Annotated in this window: 23 protein-coding genes; 3 read left to right on the top strand and 20 right to left on the bottom strand. The window is 59.2% G+C overall.

Annotated features, from left to right (window positions below; genetic code table 11):
* Window positions 1-49: 49 nt before the first annotated feature.
* From FHT93_RS01255 to eno, 10 genes are all read right to left on the bottom strand, one after another.
* A complete protein-coding gene (locus FHT93_RS01255; RefSeq protein ID WP_112547158.1) occupies window positions 50-298 on the bottom strand; it encodes a GlsB/YeaQ/YmgE family stress response membrane protein in 249 nt (82 codons plus the stop codon).
* A gap of 13 nt (window positions 299-311) precedes the next feature.
* The gene (locus FHT93_RS01250) at window positions 312-566 is read right to left on the bottom strand and encodes a GlsB/YeaQ/YmgE family stress response membrane protein (protein ID WP_183845919.1); all 255 of its coding nucleotides are present in this window, start codon (window positions 564-566) and stop codon (window positions 312-314) included.
* Between the two features lie 78 nt (window positions 567-644).
* Window positions 645-2,090, bottom strand: a complete 1,446-nt coding sequence (lpdA, locus tag FHT93_RS01245; protein WP_112968452.1) for a dihydrolipoyl dehydrogenase — start codon at window positions 2,088-2,090, stop codon at window positions 645-647.
* Window positions 2,091-2,106: 16 nt separating this feature from the next.
* A complete protein-coding gene (locus tag FHT93_RS01240) occupies window positions 2,107-2,685 on the bottom strand; it encodes a GNAT family N-acetyltransferase (protein ID WP_183845918.1) in 579 nt (192 codons plus the stop codon).
* A gap of 2 nt (window positions 2,686-2,687) precedes the next feature.
* Window positions 2,688-3,329: an SGNH/GDSL hydrolase family protein gene (locus FHT93_RS01235; protein WP_112547155.1), complete on the bottom strand. Its 642-nt coding sequence runs from the start codon at window positions 3,327-3,329 to the stop codon at window positions 2,688-2,690.
* Window positions 3,330-3,350: 21 nt separating this feature from the next.
* Entirely contained in the window at window positions 3,351-4,700 is a 1,350-nt protein-coding gene (locus FHT93_RS01230; protein ID WP_113202919.1) for a pyruvate dehydrogenase complex dihydrolipoamide acetyltransferase, read from the bottom strand.
* A 15-nt stretch (window positions 4,701-4,715) separates the two neighbouring features.
* Window positions 4,716-6,113 (bottom strand): pyruvate dehydrogenase complex E1 component subunit beta, encoded by a 1,398-nt coding sequence (locus tag FHT93_RS01225; protein ID WP_112547819.1) that lies wholly within the window; start codon window positions 6,111-6,113, stop codon window positions 4,716-4,718.
* A 15-nt stretch (window positions 6,114-6,128) separates the two neighbouring features.
* On the bottom strand, window positions 6,129-7,175 hold the full coding sequence (gene pdhA, locus FHT93_RS01220) for a pyruvate dehydrogenase (acetyl-transferring) E1 component subunit alpha (RefSeq protein ID WP_112547820.1): 1,047 nt from the start codon (window positions 7,173-7,175) through the stop codon (window positions 6,129-6,131).
* Between the two features lie 146 nt (window positions 7,176-7,321).
* A complete protein-coding gene (locus tag FHT93_RS01215) occupies window positions 7,322-7,642 on the bottom strand; it encodes a septum formation initiator family protein (RefSeq protein ID WP_112547821.1) in 321 nt (106 codons plus the stop codon).
* Between the two features lie 145 nt (window positions 7,643-7,787).
* A complete protein-coding gene (eno, locus tag FHT93_RS01210; protein ID WP_112547822.1) occupies window positions 7,788-9,062 on the bottom strand; it encodes a phosphopyruvate hydratase in 1,275 nt (424 codons plus the stop codon).
* Window positions 9,063-9,537: 475 nt separating this feature from the next.
* Here eno and FHT93_RS01205 point away from each other — a divergent pair, with 475 nt between their 5' ends.
* Window positions 9,538-11,349 carry a methyl-accepting chemotaxis protein gene (locus FHT93_RS01205; RefSeq protein ID WP_113202922.1) on the top strand — a complete coding sequence of 604 codons (1,812 nt, stop codon included), beginning with the start codon at window positions 9,538-9,540 and terminating at the stop codon, window positions 11,347-11,349.
* A 13-nt stretch (window positions 11,350-11,362) separates the two neighbouring features.
* On the opposite strand, the gene kdsA is transcribed toward FHT93_RS01205, so the two are convergent.
* Both kdsA and FHT93_RS01195 read right to left on the bottom strand, forming a co-directional pair.
* Window positions 11,363-12,211: a 3-deoxy-8-phosphooctulonate synthase gene (kdsA, locus tag FHT93_RS01200; protein ID WP_112547824.1), complete on the bottom strand. Its 849-nt coding sequence runs from the start codon at window positions 12,209-12,211 to the stop codon at window positions 11,363-11,365.
* Window positions 12,208-13,095, bottom strand: coding sequence for a VOC family protein (locus FHT93_RS01195; RefSeq protein ID WP_183845917.1), 888 nt, complete (start codon window positions 13,093-13,095; stop codon window positions 12,208-12,210). Before FHT93_RS01195 ends, kdsA begins: the two co-directional genes overlap by 4 nt.
* A gap of 195 nt (window positions 13,096-13,290) precedes the next feature.
* On the opposite strand from FHT93_RS01195, the gene lexA reads away from it, so the two are divergent.
* A complete protein-coding gene (gene lexA, locus FHT93_RS01190; RefSeq protein ID WP_183845916.1) occupies window positions 13,291-14,016 on the top strand; it encodes a transcriptional repressor LexA in 726 nt (241 codons plus the stop codon).
* Here lexA and FHT93_RS01185 read toward each other — a convergent pair.
* A complete protein-coding gene (locus FHT93_RS01185) occupies window positions 13,997-16,249 on the bottom strand; it encodes a ComEC/Rec2 family competence protein (protein ID WP_210299170.1) in 2,253 nt (750 codons plus the stop codon). The two genes, lexA and FHT93_RS01185, sit on opposite strands and share 20 nt — an antisense overlap.
* A 464-nt stretch (window positions 16,250-16,713) precedes the next feature.
* Here FHT93_RS01185 and gltA point away from each other — a divergent pair, with 464 nt between their 5' ends.
* A complete protein-coding gene (gene gltA, locus FHT93_RS01180) occupies window positions 16,714-18,003 on the top strand; it encodes a citrate synthase (RefSeq protein ID WP_112547827.1) in 1,290 nt (429 codons plus the stop codon).
* A 30-nt stretch (window positions 18,004-18,033) separates the two neighbouring features.
* On the opposite strand, the gene lpxB is transcribed toward gltA, so the two are convergent.
* From lpxB to rseP, 7 genes are all read right to left on the bottom strand, one after another.
* The gene (gene lpxB / locus FHT93_RS01175; RefSeq protein ID WP_112547828.1) at window positions 18,034-19,203 is read right to left on the bottom strand and encodes a lipid-A-disaccharide synthase; all 1,170 of its coding nucleotides are present in this window, start codon (window positions 19,201-19,203) and stop codon (window positions 18,034-18,036) included.
* Window positions 19,200-20,081: an LpxI family protein gene (locus FHT93_RS01170; RefSeq protein WP_112547829.1), complete on the bottom strand. Its 882-nt coding sequence runs from the start codon at window positions 20,079-20,081 to the stop codon at window positions 19,200-19,202. Before FHT93_RS01170 ends, lpxB begins: the two co-directional genes overlap by 4 nt.
* A 3-nt stretch (window positions 20,082-20,084) precedes the next feature.
* Entirely contained in the window at window positions 20,085-20,903 is an 819-nt protein-coding gene (gene lpxA / locus FHT93_RS01165) for an acyl-ACP--UDP-N-acetylglucosamine O-acyltransferase (protein ID WP_112547830.1), read from the bottom strand.
* Window positions 20,900-21,367 (bottom strand): 3-hydroxyacyl-ACP dehydratase FabZ, encoded by a 468-nt coding sequence (fabZ, locus tag FHT93_RS01160; protein WP_112547831.1) that lies wholly within the window; start codon window positions 21,365-21,367, stop codon window positions 20,900-20,902. The genes lpxA and fabZ overlap by 4 nt, the downstream gene beginning before the upstream one ends.
* On the bottom strand, window positions 21,360-22,421 hold the full coding sequence (gene lpxD, locus FHT93_RS01155; RefSeq protein ID WP_112968461.1) for a UDP-3-O-(3-hydroxymyristoyl)glucosamine N-acyltransferase: 1,062 nt from the start codon (window positions 22,419-22,421) through the stop codon (window positions 21,360-21,362). The genes fabZ and lpxD overlap by 8 nt, the downstream gene beginning before the upstream one ends.
* Window positions 22,422-22,471: 50 nt before the next feature.
* Entirely contained in the window at window positions 22,472-24,811 is a 2,340-nt protein-coding gene (gene bamA, locus FHT93_RS01150) for an outer membrane protein assembly factor BamA (protein WP_112547851.1), read from the bottom strand.
* Between the two features lie 198 nt (window positions 24,812-25,009).
* Window positions 25,010-26,143, bottom strand: coding sequence for an RIP metalloprotease RseP (rseP, locus tag FHT93_RS01145; protein WP_112968462.1), 1,134 nt, complete (start codon window positions 26,141-26,143; stop codon window positions 25,010-25,012).
* Between the last annotated feature and the right edge of the window lie 14 nt (window positions 26,144-26,157).

The following is a 26,157-nucleotide window of genomic DNA, read 5'->3' as shown; positions in this document are numbered from 1 at the left end:
TCCTTAATTCAAATCTTTCGATCTAGGAGATGCGCCCGATCTTCGCACTTTATCTTCGAACCAGCCGCGCGAAGAATATCAGCAGACAGGCGCCGATGAAGCCGGTTACGAAATAGCCGAACCTTCCACCGGCGACCTCAATGTGGAATTGCGCCAGGATGGCGGTAGCGACGACCGAGCCGACGATGCCGAGGACAATGTTCAGCAAGACGCCATAACGCGCTTCCATCAGCTTGCCCGCAAGCCAGCCTGCAAGTCCGCCGATGATGATTGCCGATATCCAGCCGACGCCTTCCATCCTATTCCTTGCCCTACGCTATCGCCCTTGCGATCAGCACCACGACAATGGCGCCGACTGTTGCGTGGATGATCTGAACCACCAATGCATTTTCAATGCGCAGCGATATACCCAGCGCATTGAACAGAAACCCGCCCACGAACGCGCCGATGATGCCGCTGAGCAGGCACCGTATCAACCCACCCCCACCAACGACCAGGCTTGCGAGAAAGCCCGCGACAAGGCCGATCAGCAGAAAGATGAGAAGCGACTGCGTGCCCATAGACATGATGATTTCCTTTCGTTTTTTCCACCCTGACGGGGACGGAATTTTCCATCCCCGGATAAAGGGCAGATCAGGAAATTATCAAGCGTTCAGAACGCGGCCGTAAGCATCCAGCACGCTTTCCTTCATCGTCTCCGAAATGGTCGGATGCGGGAAGATCGTGTGCATCAGTTCTTCTTCCGTCGTCTCCAGGTTCATGGCAACGACGAAGCCCTGGATGAGTTCGGTGACTTCGGCACCGACCATGTGGGCGCCAAGCAGTTCACCGGTCTTCTTGTCGAAGATTGTCTTGACCAGACCCTGGTCTTCGCCAAGCGCGACGGCCTTGCCATTGGCGCTGAAGGGGAAGCGGCCGACTCTGACATCGCGGCCCTGCTCCTTGGCCTTGGCTTCCGTCAGGCCGACGGAGGCGACCTGGGGATTGCAGTAGGTGCAGCCCGGGATCTTCTGCCTGTCCATCGGATGAACATTCGGCAGGCCCGCAATCTTTTCGACGCAGATGACGCCTTCATGCTCTGCCTTATGCGCCAGAAGCGGCGCACCGGCGACGTCACCGATTGCGTAAATGCCGGGCACGTTGGTCTTGCCGTAGCCATCGATGACGATGAAGCCGCGATCGGTCTTGACGCCGACAGCTTCCAGGCCGATGCCCTCGACGTTGGCCTGCACGCCGACGGCCGAGATCATGCGGTCGGCGGTGATCGTCTCGGTCGTGCCGTCCTTCTTCTCGATGGTCGCGGTGATCGAGTTTGCACCCTTCTCCACCTTGGCCACCTTGGCTTCGAGATGGATCTTCATGCCCTGGCGTTCGAACTGCTTTTTGGCGAGCGCAGAGATTTCCGCATCCTCGACCGGCATGACCTGGCTCATAATTTCGACGACAGTAACGTCGACACCCATGGTGCGATAGAAGCTTGCGAATTCGATGCCGATGGCGCCCGAGCCCATGACGAGCAGGGATTTCGGCAGTTCGTCAGCCTTCATTGCTTCGAAATAGGTCCAGATCAGCTTGCCATCCGGCTCGATGCCCGGCAGGGCGCGCGGACGGGCGCCGGTCGCAACGATGATGTGCTTGGCGGTGTAGGTGCCCTCGCCCAGCGCATTCTTCGGCACCGGGCCCATCGGTTCCATCGGCTTCTTCGTCGTCTTTGAAACGACGATCTCGCCGGGTTTGGTGATCTTGGCTTCACCCCAGATGACATCGACCTTGTTCTTCTTGAACAGGAAGCCGACGCCGTTGTTCATGCGATGTGCGATGCCGCGCGAACGGGTGACGATCGCCTTGATATCGGGCTTGATCGTGCCTTCCAGCACGAGGCCGTAGTCCTTGCCATGCTGGGCGGTATGAAGAACGTCTGCGGAGCGCAGCAGCGCCTTGGTCGGGATGCAGCCCCAGTTTGAGCAGATACCAGCCAAATGTTCGCGCTCGACGCAGGCGACCTTGAGGCCGAGCTGTGCGGCGCGGATGGCGGCGATATAGCCGCCCGGACCGGAACCGATGACGATGACGTCGTAGGATTGAGCCATTGCTTTCCTGCCTTTGTTACGCTCCCGCGCGGGTCATCAAAACCCATGCGTGCTTCTTGCTGTTATCGAAGAGCGGCACGGCATTCATACGCGCCGCTTCCGAAAATCCGTTTCTTCCGTAAAGCGACAGAGCCGCTTCGTTACTATCCGACGTGATCAGGCTGACCGACAGCCGATCTGCCCTTGCGAGCTGGTCTCCCAGCAGCCTCTTGCCGATGCCGATACCGCGCATATGGCGATAGACCGCGAGACTGCCAATGAACCAATGCCCGATCACCGATCTCTGCATCGCCAGCATCGGCTCCAGGGCCGGATGCCGGGCTTCGAGATCGCGTATGCCTTCATCCACTTCATAGCCGATCGCCATTCCGGCGATCTCGTCATAGGCCTCGCCAACGATGGCGTTCTTCCAGCCGCCGAGCGCTTCATCGCTCATCTTCAGCCGGCCCCGCTCGAGCGGCGTATCGCTCATGCCGCTGGCAACATCGGCAAACCAGAGCCATGAGGCAAAACCGTGAGACGCGATATCCGCCAGGATCGCCAGTTCCGAGGCATCCCGGCGGGAGGCCTCTCGGAGGGCGAGGAAGGCGGCCACCGTCAGAGCCCCAGCATCACCCGCACGATGGGTTCCAGGCCCCGACCGAGCGCGCGTGTATTTTCTGCATCGAGGTGAATGCCGTCGAGCGGCGTGGTCCTGGCGACGGAATTGCCGTCGAAGAAGCCACAGCCGAGTTCATCGGCAAGGTCACGGTAAAGCGTCGGAAGCTTTGCCGATTCCTCGATACCGCCGGGGAAGGATGCCGCGAAGGGCACATTGCCCGTCTCGCAGATCGCCGGCGGCGCCACGATCAGGATCTCCGGCCCGTCGAATTCGAAGGGCCAGGCATGATTGCGGATCAGCCGCACCAGACGGCCGATGCCCTGGCATGCGGCAAAGGCCGAGCCGGCGACAACCGGCTTCATGTCGTTGGTGCCGAGCAGCAAGATGACGAGATCGAGCGGCGCATGCGTCTGCAGGATGGTCGGCAGAACGCGTGCGCCGTTGCGATCGCAATCGGCAAGATGGTCGTCAAAGGCGGTGGTGCGGCCGTTCAGGCCTTCCGCGATGACGCGAGCCTCGCTTCCGAGCGTAGCCTGAAGCACGCTCGGCCAGAGGTTCTCATAGGCATGACGACCGATCGTGTCGGCGTCATAGCCCCAGGTCAGCGAGTCACCATAGCAAAGAACAGTCTTCGTCATGTCCGCCCTCCCGCGTCCTGCTTAGACCAACATGCCCATCGGATTTTCGATGTAGCCCTTGAAAGCCTGAAGCAGTTCGGCGCCGAGAGCACCGTCGACGCAGCGATGGTCAGTCGAGAGCGTGACGGTCATGACCGTTGCAATCGCCATTTCGCCGTTCTTGACGATGACACGCTGCTCGCCCGCGCCGACTGCGAGGATCGTCGCATGCGGCGGGTTGATGACGGCTGCGAAATTCTTCACGCCCATCATGCCCATGTTGGAGACCGAGGTCGTGCCGCCCTGATACTCCTCGGGCTTCAGCTTGCGGTCCTTGGCGCGCTTGCCGAGATCGCGCATCTCGTTCGAGATGGTCGAGAGCGTCTTCTCTTCGGCCTTGCGGACGATCGGGGTGATCAGACCGCCGGGGATCGAGACAGCGACGCCGACATCGGCATGCTTGTGCTTGACCATGGCGTTTTCGGTCCAGGAAACGTTGGCATCCGGAACGTCGCGCAGTGCAAGCGCCAGGGCCTTGATGACCATGTCGTTGACCGAGATCTTGTAGGCCGGCGCGCTGTCCTTGCGGGGAGCGGCGTCATTCAGCTGCGCACGCAACGCCATCAGCGCGTCGAGTTCGCAATCGACCGAAACGTAGAAGTGCGGAACGGTCTGCTTGGATTCAACGAGACGGCGGGCGATCGTCTTGCGCATGCCGTCGTGCGGTACGAGCTCGTAGGAGCCTTGTTCGAAGAGCTTGAGCACGGCTTCGTCCGAAGCTCCCTTCGGAGCGGCAGCGGCCGGAGCAGCAGCCTGCGGGGCAGCTGCAGCAGCAGCCGGGGCCGCCTTGGCGCCACCACCTGCAGCGGCAGCCTCGATATCACTCTTGACGACACGGCCATGCGGACCGGTGCCGGCAACGGCGGAAATATCGATACCGGCTTCCTTCGCAAGGCGGCGGGCAAGCGGAGAGGAGAAGGTGCGTGCGCCGTTCGAAGAGACTGCAGCCGGCGCCGGGGCAGCGGCCGGAGCCGCCGGTGCCGGAGCAGGTGCGGCCTCAGCCTTTGTTTCGGCCTGAGCCGGAGCGGCGGCAGCCTTCGGTGCCGGAGCGGCAGAGCCGGCGCCGCTTGCAGCAGCGGCGACATCTTCGCCATCAGCGGCGAGAACAGCGATCAGGGCATTGACCTTCACGCCTTCGGTGCCGGCCGCGACGACGATCTTGGCGACCGTTCCTTCGTCAACGGCTTCGACTTCCATCGTCGCCTTGTCGGTTTCAATCTCGGCGATCACATCGCCGGACTTGACCTTATCGCCTTCCTTGACCAGCCACTTGGCCAGATTGCCTTCTTCCATGGTCGGAGAGAGGGCGGGCATCGTGATATTGATCGGCATCGAAAGGCCCTCTCCTTATTTGTAGCAAACGGCTTTCACCGCATCGACCACTTCGCCGACATTCGGAAGCGCGAGCTTCTCGAGATTGGCAGCGTAAGGCATCGGAACGTCCTTGCCGGCGATCGTCAGGATCGGCGCATCGAGATAGTCGAAGGCCTGCTGCATGACGCGGGTGGCGATTTCCGTGCCGACCGAGTTCTGCGGATAACCTTCCTCGACGGTAACCAGGCGACCGGTCTTCTTGACCGATTCGATCACGGTCGGAAGGTCCATCGGACGAAGCGTGCGCAGATCGATCAGTTCGACATCGATGCCGATCTTTTCGAGTTCGGCGACCGCCTTCGTCGCATAGGTCATGCCGATGCCGAAGGAGACGACGGTGACATCCTTGCCCGGACGATGGATGCGGGCCTTGCCAATCGGCAGAACGAAATTATCGAGCTTCGGTACATCGAAATGCTGGCCGTAGAGAATCTCGTTTTCGAGGAAGACGACCGGGTTCGGATCACGGATGGCAGCCTTCAGCAAACCCTTGGCGTCGGATGCCGTATAGGGCATGACGACCTTCAGGCCCGGGATCGCGCTGTACCAGGCTGCGTAGTCCTGGCTGTGCTGGGCGCCGACGCGGGCAGCAGCACCGTTCGGGCCGCGGAAGACTATCGGAGCGCCCATCTGGCCACCCGACATATAGAGCGTCTTGGCAGCAGAGTTGATGATCTGGTCGATCGCCTGCATGGCGAAGTTGAAGGTCATGAATTCGACGATCGGCTTCAGGCCGGCCATGGCAGCACCGACGCCGACGCCAGCAAAGCCGTGCTCGGTGATCGGCGTGTCGATGACGCGGCGAGCCCCGAATTCCTGCAGAAGACCCTGGGTCACCTTGTAGGCGCCCTGGTATTCAGCGACTTCCTCGCCCATGACAAAAACGCTGTCATCGGCGCGCATTTCTTCAGCCATGGCATCGCGAAGCGCTTCACGCACCGTCATCGAAACCATTTCGGTACCAGCCGGGATTTCCGGATCGTTCGGTACGAAAGCCTTGGGTTCAGCCGGAACTGGAGCGGCAGCCGAACCAGTATTCGTCGGCTTCTCTTCCTGCGCGACCTGGGGGGCGGCAACTGGAGCCGGCTGAGCGGCAGCCGGGGCTGCGGAAATCGCGTCGGCGGATTCGCCATCCTGTAACAGGACGGCGATCTTGGCATTGACCTTGACGTTTTCAGTGCCGGCCGGAACCAGCAACTTGCCGATGACGCCTTCGTCAACGGCTTCGACTTCCATCGTCGCCTTGTCGGTTTCGATTTCGGCAATCACGTCACCTGAAGTGACCTTGTCGCCTTCCTGCTTGAGCCACTTGGACAGCGTGCCTTCTTCCATCGTCGGAGAAAGGGCGGGCATGAGGATATCGATAGGCATGGGTTCCCTCCCCGATTAGAGCAGAATGTCGGTATAGAGCTCGGATGCATCCGGCTCCGGATCGGCCTGGGCGAAATCGGCGCTGTCGGCAACGATGTCGCGGACTTCCTTGTCGATCGCCTTGAGATCGTCTTCGGTTGCCCAGCCCTTTTCCATCACACGCAGGCGAACCTGCTCGATCGGATCCTGCTCGGAGCGCATCTTCTGCACTTCTTCCTTGGTGCGGTACTTCGCCGGATCGGACATGGAGTGGCCGCGATAACGATAGGTCAGCATTTCCAGGATGATCGGGCCCTTGCCGGAGCGGCAATGTTCAAGCGCCTCATCGGCAGCGGCCTTGACGGCGCGAACGTCCATGCCGTCGACCTGCACGCCGGGGATACCGAAACCGGAACCACGGAGCGAATAATTCGACTGCGCCGTGGCGCGAGCCGTCGAGGTGCCCATGGCGTAGCGGTTGTTTTCGACGATATAGACGATCGGCAGCTTCCAGAGAGCAGCCATATTGAAGCTCTCGTAGACCTGACCCTGGTTGGCAGCACCGTCACCGAAATAGGCGATCGAGACGCTGTCATTACCGCGATAACGGTTTGCAAAGGCAAGGCCCGTTCCGAGCGAAACCTGGGCACCGACAATGCCGTGGCCGCCGTAGAAATGCTTTTCCTTGGAGAACATGTGCATCGAACCGCCCTTCCCGTGGGAATAGCCGTTACGACGCCCGGTCAGCTCCGCCATGACGCCACGGGCTTCCATGCCGGTAGCCAGCATATGACCATGGTCGCGATAGGCGGTAATGACCTGATCGCCTTCCTTCTGCGCCATCTGCATGCCGACGACGACAGCTTCCTGGCCGATATAAAGGTGACAGAAACCACCGATGAAGCCCATGCCGTAAAGCTGGCCCGCCTTTTCTTCGAAACGACGGATCAGCAGCATCTCGCGATATGCCTTCAGCTCCTCATCGCGATCGAAATCGGCGATGGGACCGCCATTCGATGCCTTGGCAGCAGATTTCGCGTTTGTCTTGCGGCTGGAAACGGTCGCGGTTTTGCGCAACGCCATTCAACCCTCCCTATGGGTTTATCGGTTCTCAGGTGGCGCGTACCATAGGGAAGAAAAATGACCACAGCAATGCCATAATTGCATGGCTCATATTCGCCGTTAAATTACTGATAAATAAATGGAATTTTAGATTAACCTAAATTCGGTTAATTGCGGTAGTGATTGTAAATAACGATCTCGTCCGCGCGCGACATGTTGAGCTGATACCGCGCCTTTTCGTCGAGCATATCCTTGTCCAGCGAGCCGTCACTCAAGAGCGCAACCTGCGCCTCCAGATGCTCACGCTTGGCCTTCAGCACAGCCAGTTCCTTCTCGCGCGCGACACGCTGACGCTCGAACGCCTCCGTCGCACGCAGACCATAGTCACCGTGAATGCAATGATAACCGAAATAGGAGAGGAAGGCGACCGTCATGGCCGGAATGACGAAGCGACCTGTCTTTCTCTTCTTATGATGCTTTGTCCACATACACGCATGCTCTAACGCATTACCAATCATTTCAATCTAGCGCGCAGAGATTAACCGTTCGTTGACTCTGAGCCATTCCCGGCCAGACTCAACAAAAAACCCGCGCCGGAGCGCGGGTTCCAAATGGCTGATTTATAAGCGCGTATTAGGCGCGGATGATGGAGCGGCCAGCGTACTGAGCCTGCGGGCCGAGACCTTCTTCGATACGGATCAGCTGGTTGTACTTGGCAAGGCGATCCGAGCGCGACAGCGAGCCGGTCTTGATCTGGCCGCAGTTGGTGGCAACTGCGAGATCGGCGATCGTGGAGTCCTCGGTTTCGCCGGAGCGGTGCGACATGACGGCGGTGTAGGCCGCCTTGTGCGCCGTGTTGACGGCATCGAGCGTTTCCGTCAGCGAGCCGATCTGGTTGACCTTGACCAGGATCGAGTTGGCGACGCCCATGCGGATACCGTCGCGCAGGCGAGCCGAATTGGTGACGAACAAATCGTCGCCAACCAGCTGGCACTTCTTGCCGGCGAGATCGGTCAGCGTCTTCCAGCCTTCCCAGTCGTCTTCAGCCATGCCGTCTTCGATGGAGATGATCGGATACTTGGCAGCGAGTTCTGCCAGGTACTCGGCCATGGCGCCTGGCTCGAGCGTGCGGCCTTCGCCTTCCAGTACGTACTTGCCGTCCTTGAAGAATTCGGTCGAGGCGCAATCGAGGCCGAGGCACATGTCGTCGCCCGGCTTGTAGCCGGCTTTCTCGATCGACTTCATGATGAAGTCGAGGGCTTCCGGAGCGCTCTTCAGGCCCGGCGCAAATCCGCCTTCATCGCCAACGTTGGTATTGTGGCCCTGTGCCGCCAGTTCCTTCTTCAGCGTGTGGAAAACTTCCGAACCCATGCGGACGGCTTCGCGGATCGAATCTGCGCCGACCGGCAGGATCATGAATTCCTGGAAGTCGATCGGGTTGTCGGCATGCGCGCCGCCGTTGATGATGTTCATCATCGGGACCGGCAAAAGGCTTGCGGAAGCACCGCCGACGTAACGGTAGAGCGGCAGGCCGGCAGCCTGCGCTGCAGCCTTGGCGACAGCAAGCGAAACGCCGAGGATGGCGTTGGCGCCGAGGCGCGACTTGTTTGGCGTGCCGTCGAGTTCGATCATGATCTTGTCGATCTGGATCTGGTTTTCAGCATCGATGCCGCCGATGGCGTCGAAGATTTCCGTGTTGGCAGCTTCGACAGCCTTTTCAACACCCTTGCCGAGATAACGCTTGCCGCCATCGCGGACTTCGACGGCTTCGTGCGCGCCGGTCGAAGCACCCGAGGGAACAGCTGCACGGCCCATGCTGCCGTCTTCGAGATAGACGTCGACTTCGACGGTGGGGTTACCACGGCTATCGAGAATCTCGCGGGCGATGATATCGGTAATTGCAGTCATGGTCTCTTCCTGCTCGGTGGGTGGATAAATCGTTTGAAATCGTCTTAATCGAAGGTGCGCAAATTACAATGCCGCAATTTTGCACGTTCAAGCAGCGCATCAGACGTGGCCTATAGCACATTCATGTCAGGGTTTTGAAGGGAACGGCAGTCGCCGGTCAGCATATCCCACCCGTCGAAAGATGATAAACAGTCCATCCGGGGCAGAATGTTGGCAGGCCGCCACCGTCGATAGCAACCCACGGCTGAAAATCCCTGGAATAGCCCCAATTTTGGACGGTTACATGCCCCTTGATTTCAGCCTTCGGTAACCATCCCGGCTTAATTTTAATACCCGTGTGAGATCCTCAGAAGTCAGTCGTTTCAGCCCTTGGGGCGATACGGAACGGCAGGGATGAAAAGCTGCAGCCTCGCGCCAAAAACAACCAGAACGCGATTTTATCGACTCTCTTGGCGGCATTTCACATGGGGCACAGATGAAACTCAATATTGCACGCAGCCTTGCCATTTTCGGTGCCGTTGTCATCCTCGGACTGGTGACCTCCATCGGCTTGCAGAACTACGCACTCAACATGCTTCGTGTGAACGGGCTGATGTATAAGCAGATCATCTACGGCAAGGATCTTGTCGCCGATATTCTCCCGCCGCCGCTCTATGTCATCGAACCCTACATGCTCGCGCTCGAAGCCGTCGAGCAGCCAGCCTCGGCAAAGGCCAATATCGAACGCATCCAAACGGTTCTGAAGTCGGCTTATGAAGACCGCCGCAAATATTGGTCCGAAACGCCGCTCAGCGCCGATCTCAAGCGCAAGCTTCTCGACAACGTTCTCGTCAAGGGCGACGCGTTCTGGCAAGTCATGAACGAGGAGGCGATACCCGCAATCCTGAAGGGCGACAAGGCCGCCATCGAATCGGCGCTCCCCAAGCTTGCTACGAATTTTCATGTTCACGAAACGGCCGTAAACGAACTCGTGGCGATGGCCAACGCCTTCCAGATGGACGCCGAAAAGCAGGCAGCGGATCAAACGGAACTGCTCTCCGCCGTTACGCTATCGGCCGCCGCGCTTTCCTTCGTGATTATCGTCGTCGGGCTCTACATGTTCCGCCGGCGCGCAATCGTGCCGCTATCGGCGATGCGCGATTATATGGCGGTGCTTGCGAGCGGCGACTATTCCCGCGAAGTTCCCTATGTCAGACGATCCGACGAAATCGGAGAAATGGCGCGCGCGGTCACGGTCTTTCGCGAATCGGCAGAAGAACGCAACGCTATACGCGCGCTGCAGGACGAGGAACGGCAGGTACAGATGCGCCGCGATGCCGAACTGGACGCATCGAAGAGCGTGGAGAATGCCACGCGCCAGCGCGTTATCGAAAGCCTGAGCGCAGGCCTGGAACGTCTCTCACGCGGCGACCTGACCGTGCGTCTCGACGAGCAGTTCGCCAATACTTACGAGAAGCTTCGCGAGACCTTCAACACCAGCATCATCATTCTTTCCGATGCCATGAAAGACATTTATGCCGCCACGAATACGGTCGGCGACAGTTCGCGCGAAATCGCGCTCAGCACCAATGATCTGGCACAGCGCACCGAGAGCCAGGCAGCTTCCCTCGAACAGGCGGCTTCGGCACTGGATCAGATCACGGTCACGGTGAAAAACTCCTCGGAGCGGGCCCATGAAGCCAATGCGATGATGTCAGCCACGAAGGAGAGCGCGGCGCATTCCGCCGAGATTGTTCGTGAAGCAGTGACTGCCATGGAGAAGATCGAGGACTCAGCGGTCAGGATCGGCGATATTATCAACGCCATCGATGAGATCGCCTTTCAGACCAATCTTCTGGCGCTCAACGCGGGTGTCGAGGCAGCACGCGCCGGAGACGCGGGGAAAGGCTTTGCCGTCGTCGCTCAGGAAGTCCGCGAGCTCGCCGGACGCTCCGCCAATCTCGCCAAGGAGATCAAGCTTCTCGTCGAGACGTCGTCGCGACAGGTTTCCGCGGGTGTTGCACTTGTCAACCGTACCGGCGAGGCACTCGGCGATATCGACCGCCAGGTGCTGCAGGTGACGGCGCTGATCGAAGCGATCGTGCGCTCGTCTTCGGAACAGTCGGTCGCGCTCGTCGAGGTCAACGCTGCCGTCAACCGGATGGATCAGGTGACCCAGCAGAATGCAGCCATGGTCGAGGAAACGAACGCCGCATGCCAGGAGCTCGGCACCGAGGCGTCCCAGCTCGGGCGCATGCTCTCCCGCTTCGCACTGGAGGAAAAGCGCCCGTCCCGCGCGGCAGCCTGATGCCGCCCGCTGTTCAGGCGGCCTTGGCGATCGCGTCGAAGGCGAGAAGCTTCTCGAGAAGTCGCGGCATGTCCTTGAGGTAGACCATGTTCGGCCCGTCGCAGGGGGCGTTATCAGGATCCTGATGGGTCTCGATAAAGACACCGGCAACGCCGACTGCCACGGCTGCACGGGCCAGCGTCTCCACGAACTGCCGCTCACCTCCGGAGGTTTCCCCCTGCCCGCCAGGCTGCTGGACTGAATGCGTGGCGTCGAAAATGACGGGGGCGCCCGTTGCCGCCATGATCGGCAGTGAACGCATGTCGGAGACCAGCGTATTGTAACCGAAGGACGCACCGCGCTCGCAGAGCAGAATGTTCGGATTGCCGCTCTGGTTCAGCTTGCCGAGCACGTTCTTCATGTCCCAAGGCGCCAGGAACTGGCCCTTCTTGACGTTGATAACGCGGCCGGTCTTGGCAGCCGCGACCAGGAGATCCGTCTGGCGAGACAGAAAGGCTGGTATCTGCAGGATATCGACGACCTTACCCACTTCGGCGCATTGTTCTTCGTTGTGGATGTCGGTCAGAACCGGAATGCCGAGTTCTTTCTTGAGATCGGCGAAAACTTCCAGCCCCTTTTCAAGGCCGACACCGCGTTTGCTCGACAAGGAAGACCGGTTCGCCTTATCGAAGGAGGTCTTGTAGACGAGCCCGATGCCAAGCTTGGCGCAGAGTTCCTTCAATGTGCCGGCAACCATGAACGCATGATCGCGGCTTTCCATTTCGCAAGCGCCAGCAATCAGCGACAGGCGTGAAGCATTGGAGAAGGTGACCTTACCGGCGCCTTCGCCGACCGTCACCACGGAGTTGGTAGTAGAGCTCATGATGTTTCCTCAAAGGCGAAGAGTACGCCCTGGCCGGGCGCAGGCTTCACCAGAATACGGTTGCCCTTGCGTGTATAGGTCACCCCGTTAGCAGCCAAATGCGCTTCTGTCACGGCCAGATCGCCGACAGCAAAGCGGATCGCCCGACCGCGCAGACCACGATCGGTATCCGACGTGGCAAGATCGAAATAAGCCTCCAGCCCTTCCGGGGTCATCAGGCTGATCTTTGCGTTTCCGGTGGGCACGTCCAGCCCGAAACTCGTGACCTCAGTAGATGCGCCTTTTGCCGTGGAGCGAACGAACTCACCGAAGGCTGTCGGCTCGGGGGCCGCGAGCGCGATCTCGGCAATGCCTGTGACACCATTGGCATGGGTCTCAAGCGCGGTCCGGTCGGCAGGAAGCGGATTGACGCGTTCGACTGCGAAGAGAAAGAAATCCGGTGCCCGCAAGTCGCCAGCGAAGGCCAGCCGGAAGCCGGCAATATTCTCCGTGCCATCCGGCATTTTAACAGGGCGCTCGAACTGCAGCACAGAACCGGCACTCATACTGTCCTTCACAAATCGAGCATGTTCGTGCTTTGCATCTGCCGTCGCAAAGGCAATCGCGGACAGTCCTTCGCTGCCGCAGCGGAAGCGAAAAGCTTGATTGCGGGCGGTGAACACATTGCCATCGTGTGCTGCCTCCTCGCTCTCTTCGACGCTCGCGACACCCAGGGGCTCCAGATAGGTTTTGTCGGCAAAGAAAACGCAGGCATTTTCGGTCCCAAAAGGATGACGGGCATCCGGCGCCACAGTGAAACCAACCTTGCCCAGTCTTTCGCGGGCAAGGTCGATATCGGTAACCGGCAAAACGAGATGATCGATTGCAAGCGTATCTTGGCTCATTAGGTCCCCTCCAACAGTCACAAGGAGATGTGCTTCAGCAGGTGTTGCGAGACAAGGCCGGGAAGGCCCGGGCGCGAGAAAAATAAAATTCTCACCAGAATGGACAGAAGTTTTACGAAAATTTAGCTACTTGCAGAACACATATGGAACATATAGTGTCCGTTCTGGATTTGTTTCAAGACTGGGGTGCACGCCATGCTTACGCGCAAACAACAGGAACTCCTTCTTTTCATTCACGAAAGGATGAAGGAGTCAGGCGTTCCTCCGTCTTTCGACGAGATGAAGGATGCTCTGGATTTGGCCTCGAAATCCGGCATTCACCGGCTGATCACGGCGCTTGAGGAACGCGGCTTCATTCGCCGGCTTCCGAACCGCGCACGTGCGCTCGAAGTCATCAAACTGCCGGAGGCCTACAGCCCCAGCCTGCAGCCACGTCGCGGCTTTTCACCGAGCGTCATCGAAGGCAGCCTCGGCAAGCCGCAGCCCGTTGCAGCGCCCGCTCCGGCAAAGCCAGCGCCTGCTACCGATAACGGCAACTCGGTCTCCGTCCCGGTCATGGGCCGTATCGCCGCCGGTGTGCCAATCTCGGCAATCCAGAACAATACGCATGACATCACCGTTCCTGCCGATATGCTCGGCTCCGGCGAACATTATGCGCTCGAAGTTCGCGGCGACTCGATGATCGAAGCCGGCATCTTCGATGGCGACACCGTCATCATCCGCAATGGCAGCACCGCCAACCCGGGTGATATCGTCGTTGCCCTCGTCGACGACGAGGAAGCAACACTCAAGCGCTTCCGCCGCAAGGGCGCATCGATTGCGCTCGAGGCTGCAAACCCTGCCTATGAGACCCGCATTTTTCCGCCGGATCGAGTGAAGGTTCAGGGAAAGCTCGTCGGCCTCATTCGCCGCTATCACTGACCGGTGACTGGCTTGCGTCTGCGAATGTATCGCTGCGCCAGTCATAGGCGCGGTGGCGCATCCAGGGGCGTTGCAAGGGGCCGAATGCGGTTGCGACATCGATTCCACTATCTGTGAAGCGAAGCTCGACAGAACCTGTCTTGCGCAGCGTCTCGCCGGTAAAGAGCAGCGCGCCGGAACGACAACGGTCGAAGCGCAATCGGACAGGGGTTACGACAATATCGGCCGTATCGCAGGCTGGCCCGAGATAGGCAGCATTTTCGATGACAGTCAGTTTCTTTCCATTGCCCAGCAAGGCAGTACACCAGGCGCGCTTTTGGCAAGAGAATCGTGACGTAGGGCTGATGGCGAGTACCTGCCTCATTGCCTCTCTGGCTTCATTCTGTTGATCGGGTGACAGCTGCAATCTTTTGCCATCTGACATGGTGGGTGTCTTGGTTGCTTGAAGCATAACCGGCTTCTGATGCTCTTCGATGGCAAGTGCCCTCTGCCATTGTTCGAAAATGAAGGCTGGCGGCTTTTCACGGTTTGAAGCCATTGCCTCTCCATCGATTACAGCGACCAGGCTGCCGTCTTCCGAGATGGCGACGTCGGGCACCGCTTCTGATGGAAGCAACACAACAGCGAACGTTGAAACAGTGATTATCGCGGTTCCGATATGCCGCAACCGGGTTCTGAGCAAGGTCAGCAACAGGAAGCCGAAGACGGCTGCCGGAAAGTACCAGCCGGGTAAGCGGGCAACATCTATATTGCCGCCCCACCCCGCCACCGCCTTTGCAATGGCGATCACCAGGTCTAGCCCGAAGCCTGCCACCGGCCATAGCCAGCCATCCAGACCAAAAGGCATCAGCAGCATCGCCAGCATGCCGGCCGGCATGACGATGAAGGAAATAACCGGCATGGCCGCGAGATTTGCCGGCAAGCCGTAAGCAGTCAGCCGGTGGAAATGTTCGATCGAAAACAGCGCCGTCGAGAACCCACCGATGAGAGACGTCAGGAAAATGCCGCCGAAGAAGCCGCCGACCATGAAGAAAGGTTTCATGATCGGAAGTTTGGCAAAGGCATTCTCCCTCATCGGCCGCCCTTTCCAGAGGTCGTATCCGGCGACCAGGGCAAGTGTTGCGGCGAAAGACATCTGGAAGCTCGGTCCGAGCACTTCCGATGGTGAGACCGCGAGGATCACGAGAGCCGACAGCGCCACGTTTCTGAGGCTGATCGACGGCCGGTCGAAGAAGACGGCAACCAGCATGATCGCCATCATGATGAAGGCGCGTTCGGCTGAAACGGCAAAACCCGAGATCAGATAGTAAGCCGTCACCGCAGCGAGTGCGCCGGCTGCCGCGATCTTCTTGATCGGCCACGCCTGCGCAATACCCGGGAACAGGCTGAGAATGACGCGCAGCCCGACAAAGAAGATACCGGCGGAGAGTGCCATATTGAGGCCGGAGATCGCCACGATGTGGGCAAGGCCGGACTGCCGCAGTGCCTCCGTCGTTTCATCCGAGATCGCTCGTCTCTCATCGGTGACAAGTGAAGCGGCAAAGGCCCCGGTGTCGCCCGGCAGAGTGGAGCGGATCCGATCGCCGATGCCGCTTCGCAGGCGGTAGAACCACTCCAGGGCGGCTTCGCCGACAGAGCTCGCTTGTTCCGGCTGTTCTGTAACCTTCTTCGGTGCTCCATAGAAGAAGCCGTTGGCACCGATGCCGTCAAAATAGGCGCTGAAGGCAAAATCGTTGAGGTGAGGAAGCGCGGGTCCTGCCGGAGGCGTCAGACGCGCCCTGCCCTCAATGATATCGCCGAGTTCAAAGGGCCGGGCGGCGCCGCGTACGAGCACAGAGATGCGCTCGGGAGGACGCTTGATTTCGGGGGCATCCGTGCCGGTGACGTCAAGGATATAACGCCAGCGCCCTTCACCATCGCCTTCTCGCCGTTCGATCCGGCCAGTCAGCGTTGTCGTCACGGCTGAATCGAGGATCAGCGTCCTTGCCCGCCATGTTTCGATCTGTGCCGAGAGCATTCCGCCGGCAAAGAGAAGCAGGGCAAGCAGTATTGCCCGCAGTCTCGTCCGGGCGTGGCCGCAGAGCGCAACGGCAATGAGGAGAACGAGCAGGCAAAGGCCGAGCGAGACCGCCGGAACGTTCGAGGCTGCCAGAAACCAGGTCGCAGCACCCGCACCAAGGAAGACCGGCGAGAAGAGAACGAGGCGACCGTGGCCGGCTTCTTCGGCCGCCATACGCACGGACGACCCGGCGTATCGTTTTGCAACGGTTGCCAATCGCCATCGAAACGGGATCGCAACCTGCGTCCGAACCGATAGAGGCACAACGGCGCGCGGCACGACACCAGCAAAATCCATATTTTCATCAATGGATTGCTCGTACCGTTCTCTTGTCTCCAACCCCGTCATAATCGCCTGGACCCGCCCCCGGATACCGTCAGAATGCAACCTCAGATCAAAACGCGCAAACAATAATCGATTGAAATACGAGGAAAATTCACAGGAGCGAAAAAACCAGTCAAATCATGGTGTTCTGCTATGCATTCAGCTCATCGCTGCACTGCCTAAAAGATGATGCCGCGATGCACAAAATGGCATCACGGTAACTTGGCATTAGCTTCCCGATCATATAGCTATCGCTGAGGACGCTTAACTCTTATGGCGCTTTTGCGGCGCCACCGCCACTCCGGAGGATCAGCATGACGGATCAAAGCGCTACAATCAAAATCGGTGAAAAATCAGTCGACCTGCCCGTGCGAAAAGGCACGGTTGGACCTGATGTCATCGATATCGGTGCACTCTACAAGAACACGGCTTCCTTCACCTACGATCCCGGGTTTACGTCGACCGCATCCTGTGAATCGAAGATCACCTATATCGACGGTGACGAGGGTGTGCTGCTGCATCGCGGCTATCCGATCGAGCAACTGGCCGAGCACGGCGACTTCCTCGAAGCCTGCTACCTGCTGCTTTACGGCGAGCTGCCGACCGCAGCTCAGAAGAAGGACTTCGACTACCGCGTCACGCACCACACCATGGTGCACGAGCAGATGAGCCGCTTCTTCACCGGCTTCCGCCGCGACGCCCACCCGATGGCCGTCATGTGCGGCTGCGTCGGCGCGCTTTCGGCCTTCTATCATGACTCTACCGACATCACCGATCCGCACCAGCGCATGGTCGCCAGCCTGCGCATGATCGCCAAGATGCCGACGCTCGCTGCCATGGCCTACAAGTACCATATCGGCCAGCCCTTCGTTTACCCGAAGAACGACCTGGACTACGCGTCCAACTTCCTGCGTATGTGCTTTGCCGTTCCGTGCGAAGAATATGTCGTCAATCCGGTGCTTGCACGCGCCATGGACCGTATCTTCATCCTGCATGCCGATCACGAGCAGAACGCGTCGACCTCGACGGTCCGTCTCGCCGGCTCTTCGGGCGCCAACCCGTTCGCCTGTATCGCTGCCGGCATCGCCTGCCTCTGGGGCCCCGCTCACGGCGGTGCTAACGAAGCAGCTCTCAACATGCTGACGGAAATTGGCACGGTTGACCGCATTCCGGAATATGTCGCTCGCGCCAAGGACAAGAACGATCCGTTCCGCCTGATGGGCTTTGGTCACCGCGTCTACAAGAACTACGATCCGCGCGCCAAGATCATGCAGAAGACCACGCATGAAGTCCTCGGCGAACTCGGCATCAAGGACGATCCGCTTCTCGAAGTTGCGATGGAACTCGAGCGTATCGCTCTGACCGACTCCTATTTCATCGAGAAGAAGCTCTATCCGAACATCGACTTCTATTCGGGTATCACGCTGAAGGCTCTGGGCTTCCCCACGACGATGTTCACCGTGCTCTTCGCTCTCGCTCGCACCGTCGGCTGGATCGCACAGTGGAACGAAATGATCGAAGATCCGGAACAGCGCATTGGTCGTCCGCGCCAGCTCTATATCGGCGAGCCGAAGCGCGATTACGTGCCGGTTTCCAAGCGCTAAGAGCTAACCTTTAGACAAAAAAGAACCCGGTCAGGAATGACCGGGTTTTTTGTTGGCGAGAACATCGAGCAATATCTGCGCCGCGTGCTCTCCGGGCGGACTTTTCGTCCGCATGCGCTGCCAGATGAGCTCGTAACCCTCCTTCATCGCCTTGAGCTGGTAGGTGTCGGCTGACAGCCTTTCCATCCAGCGTGCGAGGCTGGCACCACGAACAATGTCGTTCAAATATTCCGGCACGACGGCGTAGTCGGCGATCAGATTGGGCAATGCGCCGGTCCAGGTCTTGATGCCCGATGTCAGCATGCGCATGATCCAGTCGACCTTGTAGGCGGAAACGACGGGAACATCGGCAAGCGCCAGTTCAAGGATCACGGTTCCGGATGCCGCCATGGCCGCATCGGCTTCAGCGAAGGCTTTCCACTTCGCCTCGGCACCGACGACGATGTCAAGCTTGGCCGACCATCCCGCCGTCAGTTCGCGTACGAGTGCCTCCTTGTGCGCTACCGTTGGCAGAATGAAGCGCATCGCGCCATTGCGGGCAACGAGCTCATGAGCGGCAGCCTCGAAATAAGGCAGAAGCTTCCTGATCTCTGACGAACGCGAGCCGGGAAGAAGCAGGATCGTGCCATTGCCCGGCCTCCGACCGTCGCGCAGGCGGCGGGTTTCCAGAAGCGCGGGATCCGCGACCAGACGATGCCCGACGTAAGTGGTGGTCGGGCCATTGAGGCGCTGCATCGCTTCGGGCTCAAAAGGCAGAACGGCCAGCACATGATCGACGTAGGCGAGCATGCGCTGCGCGCGGTATTCCTTCCAAGCCCAGACACTCGGGCAGACATAGTTGACGACAGGCAGATCCGGTAGCGCCGTGCGCACGCGTTTTGCGACGCGATGGGTGAAATCCGGGCTATCGATGATGAGCAGAATATCGGGTTTCGCGGCAATGATCGACGCCGTCGTCTGCCGGATGAGGGACCAGAGCTTCGGCAGCTTTGCCAGCACCTGCGTGATGCCCATGATGGAAAGCTCGGAGAAATCGAACAGCGATTTCAGTCCCTGGCCCTGCAGCCCCTCACCGCCGACGCCGACAAGCTCGATAGGTCCGGAATAGATCTTCCTGAGCCCGGCGATGAGATCTGCGCCCAAGAGATCGCCGGAGACTTCGCCGGCTATGACGGCAATCTTCAGCGGTCTTTCGCTCATTGAAGCCCCCATCCCGGCAACCCCTTGTCGATACCGCAGACAAAAAGACCGTTCTCGTCTGCTGCCTTGATAAGTGCGTCACGACCCAGCACCAGAGATCGTCCAGCCTCGATCGCGACTCCCGCAAGACCCGCGGCCTTGGCGTTGAGAATAGTGGAAACGCCAATCGCAGGCAGATCGGCGCGGATATCCTGCTGCGGCTTGCAGAGCTTGACGAGCACACCGCGGCGACGCGGCGAAATACGTCCCGCGGTCCTGAGCGCTGCCACGCGCTCCAGCATGCCGTCTGTGCCCTCCAGCCCCTCCATCGCGACAACACGACCGCCGATCGACACAGCGCCCTGGCCGATGTCCAGACGGCCAAGTGCCTCCGCCGCCTCGCCAGCACGAGCGATATCGCGCCGATCGTCATCCCCAGGCACAATAGCGCCGAGAGGGCCGACAGTTGCAAGAAGATCCGGCGCGATCTCGTGCGCGCCGACCACGCGCAATCCCTCGCCTTCGATCAGCTTGATGACCATCTGCAGAACCGTGTCGTCTCCACCGGACAAGAGCGTGCGGATGGCCGAGGGAACCTTGCGCAGTATGCGCAGTGTCGGCCGCACCTCACGCCATTCCGGCCGACGGCGCACGCTGCCCGACATGACGACGCGGTCAATGCGATATTTCTTGAAGAGCCTATCCAGGGCAGCGAAATCACCGATACCGATCGTGGCATGGTCGAAACCGTCCCAGCGACGGTCGCCCTCATCCTTCAGGACAACGATGACAGGGTTTTCGCCGGCAGAACGTGCAGCCTCGGCGACATAGGACGGCAGAAGGCCGCCGCCGGCAATAATCGCCAGTCGGCCTTCAGCGGTGTCACCAGCAGAAGCCACCGATCAGCCCTTCTGTCCCCGGCTCGGCGAAGACAGCGCGCGATCACTCTCGGCCGCGATAAAATCGAGGATTTCGACCACCTGCTCGCAATTGGCATATTCGTCACGAATTTGGGCGGCATTCTCGCGGATCGAGCCGGGACCCTCGAAGATCGCCTTGTAGGCACGGCGAACGGTATGAATAACAGCGCGATCAACACCGGCGCGTGTCATGCCGACGACGTTGAGGCCGCTCAGGATGCCCGGATTGCCATTCAGCATACCGTAGGGAATGACATCGTAACTCACGGCGGACAGACCGCCGACAAAGGCGTATTTGCCGACACGGGTGAACTGGTGCACAGCCGCGCCACCGCTGATGATTGCGTGATCGCCGATCGCAACGTGGCCAGCCAGCATGACATTGTTGGACATGATGACATGGTTGCCGACCCGGCAATCATGCGCGACATGCGAATAGGCGAGAAAAAGGCTGTTGTCGCCGATGACAGTCGAACCGCCATGCTCGACGGTGCCGGTGTTCATCGTGACGCCTTCGCGAATGGTGCAGTTGCGGCCGATGATCAAGGTCGTATCAACGTGACTGTGACGGGCACTCTGGGAGTCTCCGCCGATGACGGCCGAAGGAAATATACGCGTACCGGCACCAACGGTCGTCAGACCGAGTACAACCACATGGCTGATCAGTTCAACATTGTCTTGAAGCGTGACCTTGGGGCCAACATGGCAAAAAGGGCCGACCACCACGCCTTCACCGACCGTGGCACCGTCCTCGACAACGGCCATGGGATGAATTCTGGCGCTTTCGGCAATCATGCTCATGCATTGTCCTTACGTACGATCATCGCGCCGATATCGGCCTCGGCGACGAGCGCGCCCTCGACCTTTGCGTCGCAATGGAATTTCCAGATATTGCCGCGCTGCTTGATTTTTTGCACGTGATATTCAACGCGGTCGCCCGGCACGACCGGCTTGCGGAAGCGGGCATTGTCGATCGTCATGAAGTAGACGAGGTTGCCGGTCTGGCCTTCTTTCTTGGCGCAGATCGCGCCGGCCGTCTGCGCCATGCCTTCGACAAGCAGTACGCCTGGCATGATCGGTGCTTCAGGGAAGTGACCGGTGAAATGAGGCTCATTGACCGTGACATTCTTGATGCCTACGGCTGCATTGTCGCCGTCGATATTGATGATCTTGTCGACCATCAAAAACGGATAGCGGTGCGGCAACAGCTTCATGATTTCCATGATGTCTGCCGAAGAAAGCGTGCTGGCTGTTTCCTCAGTCATTCTTGGCTCCCTTTTTTCCGCGCACTCCAGATTTTGCCATGATCTGGGCAACGTCTTTCAGATAATCATTTAGAGGACGCGCCGGTATTCCGCCATAGCGGCCGCCCGCAGCAAGGTCGGTCATCACACCGCTCTTTGCAGCGATCTGTACGCCGTCTCCAATGGTGATATGCCCCTTCAGGCCGACCTGTCCACCGATCTGCACGCCATCGCCGACAATCGTGCTGCCGGCAAGGCCGACCTGCGAAACGATGGCGCAATGACGGCCGATGCGAACGTTGTGGCCGATCTGGACCTGGTTATCGACTTTGGTTCCCTCGCCGATGACGGTATCGTCCATGGCGCCGCGGTCGATCGTGGTATTGGCACCGATCTCGACATTGTCCTGGATAATCACCCGGCCAATCTGCACGATCTTGATCATGCCACGCGGGCCAGGTGCGTAACCAAAGCCGTCCTGACCGATGCGCACGCCGTTATGGATGATGACACCATTGCCGATAAGCGCACAGAGAATGCTCACGCCCGTCGCAATCGAGCCGTTTCGGCCAATCTTGACGTTCGGACCGATGATCGATTGCGCGCCGATGCGCGTTCCTTCGCCGATTTCCGCTCCGGGGCCGATGATCGCCATCGGTTCGACGATCACGCCCTTCTCGAGGCGTGCGGTCGGATCGATGATCGCGCTTGGCGCAATCTCCGTCTCGCCGGAGGAAAACGTCACCGGCTTCAGCGCTGCGGGATAAAGATATCCGCCGGCCATAGCAAAGGCTGCATGTGGATTGGATGAGATCACGACCGGGATATTCGACGGCACGAACCCGGCCATCGCCTTGTCGCAAATCACCGCCGATGCCGAACAGGTCGAGAACTCGTCAAGATTACGGCGCGAGAGGATATAACAGATATCGCCCGCTTGCGCTCTCGCGATCGGCGAGACCGAACGGACGATGACATCGCCATGAGCGGAATTGGCAAGTTCCGCCCCAAGAAATTGCGCCAACTCAACGAGCTTCACGCCTTCATGGGGCAGAAAAAAAGTATTTTGCTCCATCGGCAAAACTCCAGAACGGAATTGAAATTTACAGTTCCGGACTGCCGATATCAGAATTGGTTGTTAATGCCAAACTTGAAGCGCTGAGTCTTGTCGAAGTCTTCCTTCAAGACTGGGATCGCATAGTCGACACGCAACGCGCCAAAGGGCGACTGCCAGATCACACCGACACCGACCGAAGCGCGCAGGGACGAACCATCACCTTCTTCGGTATCCGCGCCGAGAAGCTCGACATCATTGCCGAACAGCGTACCGGCGTCCGCAAAGACTGCGCCGCGCAGGTTGAAGTCACGCGGGAAGCCCGGCATCGGGAACGTCGCTTCGGCAGAAGCGGTGAAGTAGGTCGTACCACCGAGCGGATCGTCCGGGCTGGTGATACGCGGGCCGATGCCCTTGTTCTCGAAGCCGCGGATATCGGAATTAGTCAGCGTGAACTGGTCGAAGACGTTCAGGTGATCACCGAAGCCAACGACATAACCAGCTGACGCCGAGACGGAGCCGATGATGTCGGCATCGTCAGCGAGGAGGTGGTAGTAACGGGCCTTACCGTAGATCTTGTAGTACTGGGAGTCGCCGCCCAGGCCTGCAATTTCCTGCGTCGCAGTGGCATAGATACCTTCACGCGGCAGGACGGTATCGTCCAGCGTATTGTAGGTCAGCGTCTGCGATATGGAAGACCGAGTCCACGGGCTTTCGTTGACCAGGTTTTGATAGGTAGCGGACAAATCGTCCAGACTGCTTCCGCTGGAATCGTACTTCATCTGCTTGTAGTTATAGCGGAACGTCGTTGCCAGATCTTCGGTGATCGGCGCCGTTACGCGGAGGACACCACTGGTTTCTTCGTAATCGTAGTTGTCGTTGCTCGACGTCTCGCTGTGATTGACATCGAAACCGGCAGCAAGGCGATAACCGAGGAAGTAGGGCTCGGTGAAGTTAATACCGTAGGAGCGCGAGCCTTCCTCACCGCCACCGGCCGAAACGCGGATGTACTGACCGCGGCCGAGGAAGTTCTTTTCTTCGATCGAAGCTTCGAGCAGCAGGCCATCGCCGCCGGCCGCATAACCGGCGCCGATACCGAACGAACCGGTCGACTGATCCTGCACATCGACAACGATGACAACACGGTCAGGCGAGCTGCCCGGCTGGGTTGAAATGTTGACCGAGGAGAAGTAGCCGAGCGCCTCAAGACGGCGCTTTGCGCGGGTAATCATCTGCTGATTGAAGGCATCGCCTTCGCTGAGATCGAACTCGCGGCGGATAACGTAATCGCGCGTGCGGCTGTTGCCGCGGATTTCGATACGCTCGACATAGGCGCGCTCGCCCTGGTCGACCAGGTATTCGACGCCGATCGTGTTGTTGTTCAGGTCGCGGTTGCCGCGCGGCGTGACGCGCGCGAAGGGATAACCGGCCGAAGCCACTTGATCCGAAATCGCCTCGATGGATTTCTGGACTTCCTTGGCGCTGTAGACCTGGCCTTCCCGCGTATCGACGAGCGACTGAAGCTGCTGGGCATCGACACCCTCAACGGTCGACTGGACGCTGACCGGACCGAAGTCATAACGCGGGCCCTCTTCGATGTTGAAGGTCAGCGTGTACTTGTTCGTGGATTCGTCGAACGCGGCATCGGAAGAAACGATGCGCATGTCGGCATAACCGCGGTTGTAGTAGAACTGGCGCAGCGCGTCTTCATCAGCGTGCAGCTTGTCTTCGTTGTAGACGTCCTTGCGGGTCAGGAACGAGAGAAAGTTCGAACGCTTGGTCTGAATGACAGCGGCAAGACGACCGGCGCTATAGGCCTGGTTGCCGACGAAATTGATGGCGGCGATCTTGGTGCGGTCGCCTTCGTTGATGACGAAAGCGAGGTTGACGCGGCCTTCGCCGAGCGGCACGACCTGCGTCGTCACTTCGACTTCACTGCGGCCGGTCGCCGCATAGGCTTCCTTGATCGCGGCGATGTCGGACTGGATCTGCGCATCGCTGTACGGGCCAGCGGCATGCGTCTTGACGACGGCGGCGAGCTTGTCGTCCTTGACCTTGCGGTTGCCGTTAAAGACGACCTGGTTGACGAGCTGGGCTTCCTGAACGTTGACGACGAGCGTGCTGCCGGAAACCGAAATCTTGACGTCAGAGAAATAGCCGGTGCCGTAAAGCTGCTTTACGGAGTCGTCGATATCCGTGTTGGAGAAGCTCTTGCCGGGGGTAATGGTGAGGTTCGACCGAACGGCTTCGGCACCGACACGGCTCGCACCGCGCACGTCAATCCGCTGAATGACGGCAGCTTGCGCAGCTGTAGCCGAAACGAAAGTCAAAGCACCTGCGCCAGAAGCAACAACACTAGCAGACAGCGCAATCGCCGATACTGCGTTCAAAAACCTTGAACCAGCCTTCATTTCACCCATTACCTTTTTCCCTCGTCTCCGGCCCCGGGAGAGACCCGATTCCGGCCACGTGTGTCGTTTTACCCGCTTTTGACATACAAGCAAGGGAGCTCGTTAATTTCTGTTTACTTCATTTCGAACCGTGACCCATTCGCCACTACAGCTTTGAAACATCGTAAATAAACAGTAATTTTCCTTCACTCATACGCACTACCCAATGAGCGCGCTAATGTCATTCCAGGTCGCAAAAACCATTAATGTAAGCACCATGGCCAGGCCAATGCGAAACGCAATTTCCTGAGCCGAAGAACCGAGCGGCCTTCCCCTGACCGCTTCCACCGCATAGAACATCAGGTGGCCGCCATCAAGTACCGGAACCGGCATCAAATTCAGCAATCCAATCGAAACTGACAAAACCGCAGCGAGCTGCAGCAGCGCGCCTATTCCAAGCGTAGCCATCTGGCCCGAAGCTTGCGCCACGCGGATCGGCCCACCCAATTGATCGGCTTTCATTGCTCCGGTGAGCAGGTTGCCGATATATTTGAAGGTGCCGGTCACGATATGCCAGGTCTGGATGACGCCTTCATGCAGCGCTTGCAGCGGCGTAAAGGTCTGCAGTCGGAAGTGGCCAACCTCTTCGTTGGTGACGATCCCGATCAGACCGACCTCGATCTTGTTGCCGAACTGGTCGGTGATGTCGGTGCGCTGCGGCACCATCGGCAGATCCATCTTCTCGCCGTTACGCTCGACCGTGACGACAATATTCTGGTTCGGACGAATGCTGACATAGCGGCGCACGTCGTCAAAAGTCTGGACCTTGGTCCCGTCGATGGAGACGAGCAGGTCGCCCGGCAATACGCCGGCCGCCGCAGCTGCGCTGTCCGGCTTCACTTCGGCGACGACCGGATCGGACACAGTGCGGCCATAGACCGCGAAAAGAACCGTGAAGATGGCAATAGCCAGGATGAAATTGGCGATCGGGCCGGCTGCGACGGTTGCGGCACGCTTCCACAGCTTTGCCCCGGCGAAGGAACGCTCGCGCTCCTCGTCCGTCATCACTGCCAGCTTGTCGGTATCCGGCTTGCTGGACGCATCCTCGTCCCCGAAAAAGCGAACATAGCCGCCGAGCGGGATCGCCGAGATCTTCCAGCGCGTTCCGTGACGATCGGTAAAACCAACAATCTCCGGGCCAAAGCCCACGGAAAAGGCGAGGATACGGATACCGCTCCAGCGCCCGACGAGATAGTGGCCCATTTCATGCACGAAAACGAGCAGCGACAGCACGATGACGAAGGGGACGATATAGCCCGTCAAAAAACCGAATATTCCGGTCACCGCTTCCATGAGTTCCTTCTTCT

This window comes from Rhizobium sp. BK379 (assembly GCF_014193955.1).
In the GTDB taxonomy this organism is placed as follows: domain Bacteria; phylum Pseudomonadota; class Alphaproteobacteria; order Rhizobiales; family Rhizobiaceae; genus Rhizobium.
The sequence above is the reverse complement of the archived record's forward strand: the minus strand, read 5'-3'. Positions and strand labels throughout refer to the sequence as shown.

Coding starts and splice junctions, on each gene's coding strand:
- rseP (WP_112968462.1), bottom strand. CDS start 26,143: ATGGAAGCGGTGACCGGAATATTCGGTTTTTTGACGGGCTATATCGTC.
- kdsA (WP_112547824.1), bottom strand. CDS start 12,211: ATGAGCTCTACTACCAACTCCGTGGTGACGGTCGGCGAAGGCGCCGGT.
- lpxA (WP_112547830.1), bottom strand. CDS start 20,903: ATGAGCATGATTGCCGAAAGCGCCAGAATTCATCCCATGGCCGTTGTC.
- FHT93_RS01185 (WP_210299170.1), bottom strand. CDS start 16,249: ATGGCGGCCGAAGAAGCCGGCCACGGTCGCCTCGTTCTCTTCTCGCCG.
- lpdA (WP_112968452.1), bottom strand. CDS start 2,090: ATGGCTCAATCCTACGACGTCATCGTCATCGGTTCCGGTCCGGGCGGC.
- FHT93_RS01235 (WP_112547155.1), bottom strand. CDS start 3,329: ATGACGAAGACTGTTCTTTGCTATGGTGACTCGCTGACCTGGGGCTAT.
- FHT93_RS01230 (WP_113202919.1), bottom strand. CDS start 4,700: ATGCCGATCAATATCACGATGCCCGCCCTCTCTCCGACCATGGAAGAA.
- gltA (WP_112547827.1), top strand. CDS start 16,714: ATGACGGATCAAAGCGCTACAATCAAAATCGGTGAAAAATCAGTCGAC.
- bamA (WP_112547851.1), bottom strand. CDS start 24,811: ATGAAGGCTGGTTCAAGGTTTTTGAACGCAGTATCGGCGATTGCGCTG.
- eno (WP_112547822.1), bottom strand. CDS start 9,062: ATGACTGCAATTACCGATATCATCGCCCGCGAGATTCTCGATAGCCGT.
- lexA (WP_183845916.1), top strand. CDS start 13,291: ATGCTTACGCGCAAACAACAGGAACTCCTTCTTTTCATTCACGAAAGG.
- FHT93_RS01205 (WP_113202922.1), top strand. CDS start 9,538: ATGAAACTCAATATTGCACGCAGCCTTGCCATTTTCGGTGCCGTTGTC.
- FHT93_RS01215 (WP_112547821.1), bottom strand. CDS start 7,642: ATGTGGACAAAGCATCATAAGAAGAGAAAGACAGGTCGCTTCGTCATT.
- FHT93_RS01255 (WP_112547158.1), bottom strand. CDS start 298: ATGGAAGGCGTCGGCTGGATATCGGCAATCATCATCGGCGGACTTGCA.
- pdhA (WP_112547820.1), bottom strand. CDS start 7,175: ATGGCGTTGCGCAAAACCGCGACCGTTTCCAGCCGCAAGACAAACGCG.
- lpxD (WP_112968461.1), bottom strand. CDS start 22,421: ATGGAGCAAAATACTTTTTTTCTGCCCCATGAAGGCGTGAAGCTCGTT.
- FHT93_RS01225 (WP_112547819.1), bottom strand. CDS start 6,113: ATGCCTATCGATATCCTCATGCCCGCCCTTTCTCCGACGATGGAAGAA.
- fabZ (WP_112547831.1), bottom strand. CDS start 21,367: ATGACTGAGGAAACAGCCAGCACGCTTTCTTCGGCAGACATCATGGAA.
- FHT93_RS01195 (WP_183845917.1), bottom strand. CDS start 13,095: ATGAGCCAAGATACGCTTGCAATCGATCATCTCGTTTTGCCGGTTACC.
- FHT93_RS01250 (WP_183845919.1), bottom strand. CDS start 566: ATGTCTATGGGCACGCAGTCGCTTCTCATCTTTCTGCTGATCGGCCTT.
- lpxB (WP_112547828.1), bottom strand. CDS start 19,203: ATGAGCGAAAGACCGCTGAAGATTGCCGTCATAGCCGGCGAAGTCTCC.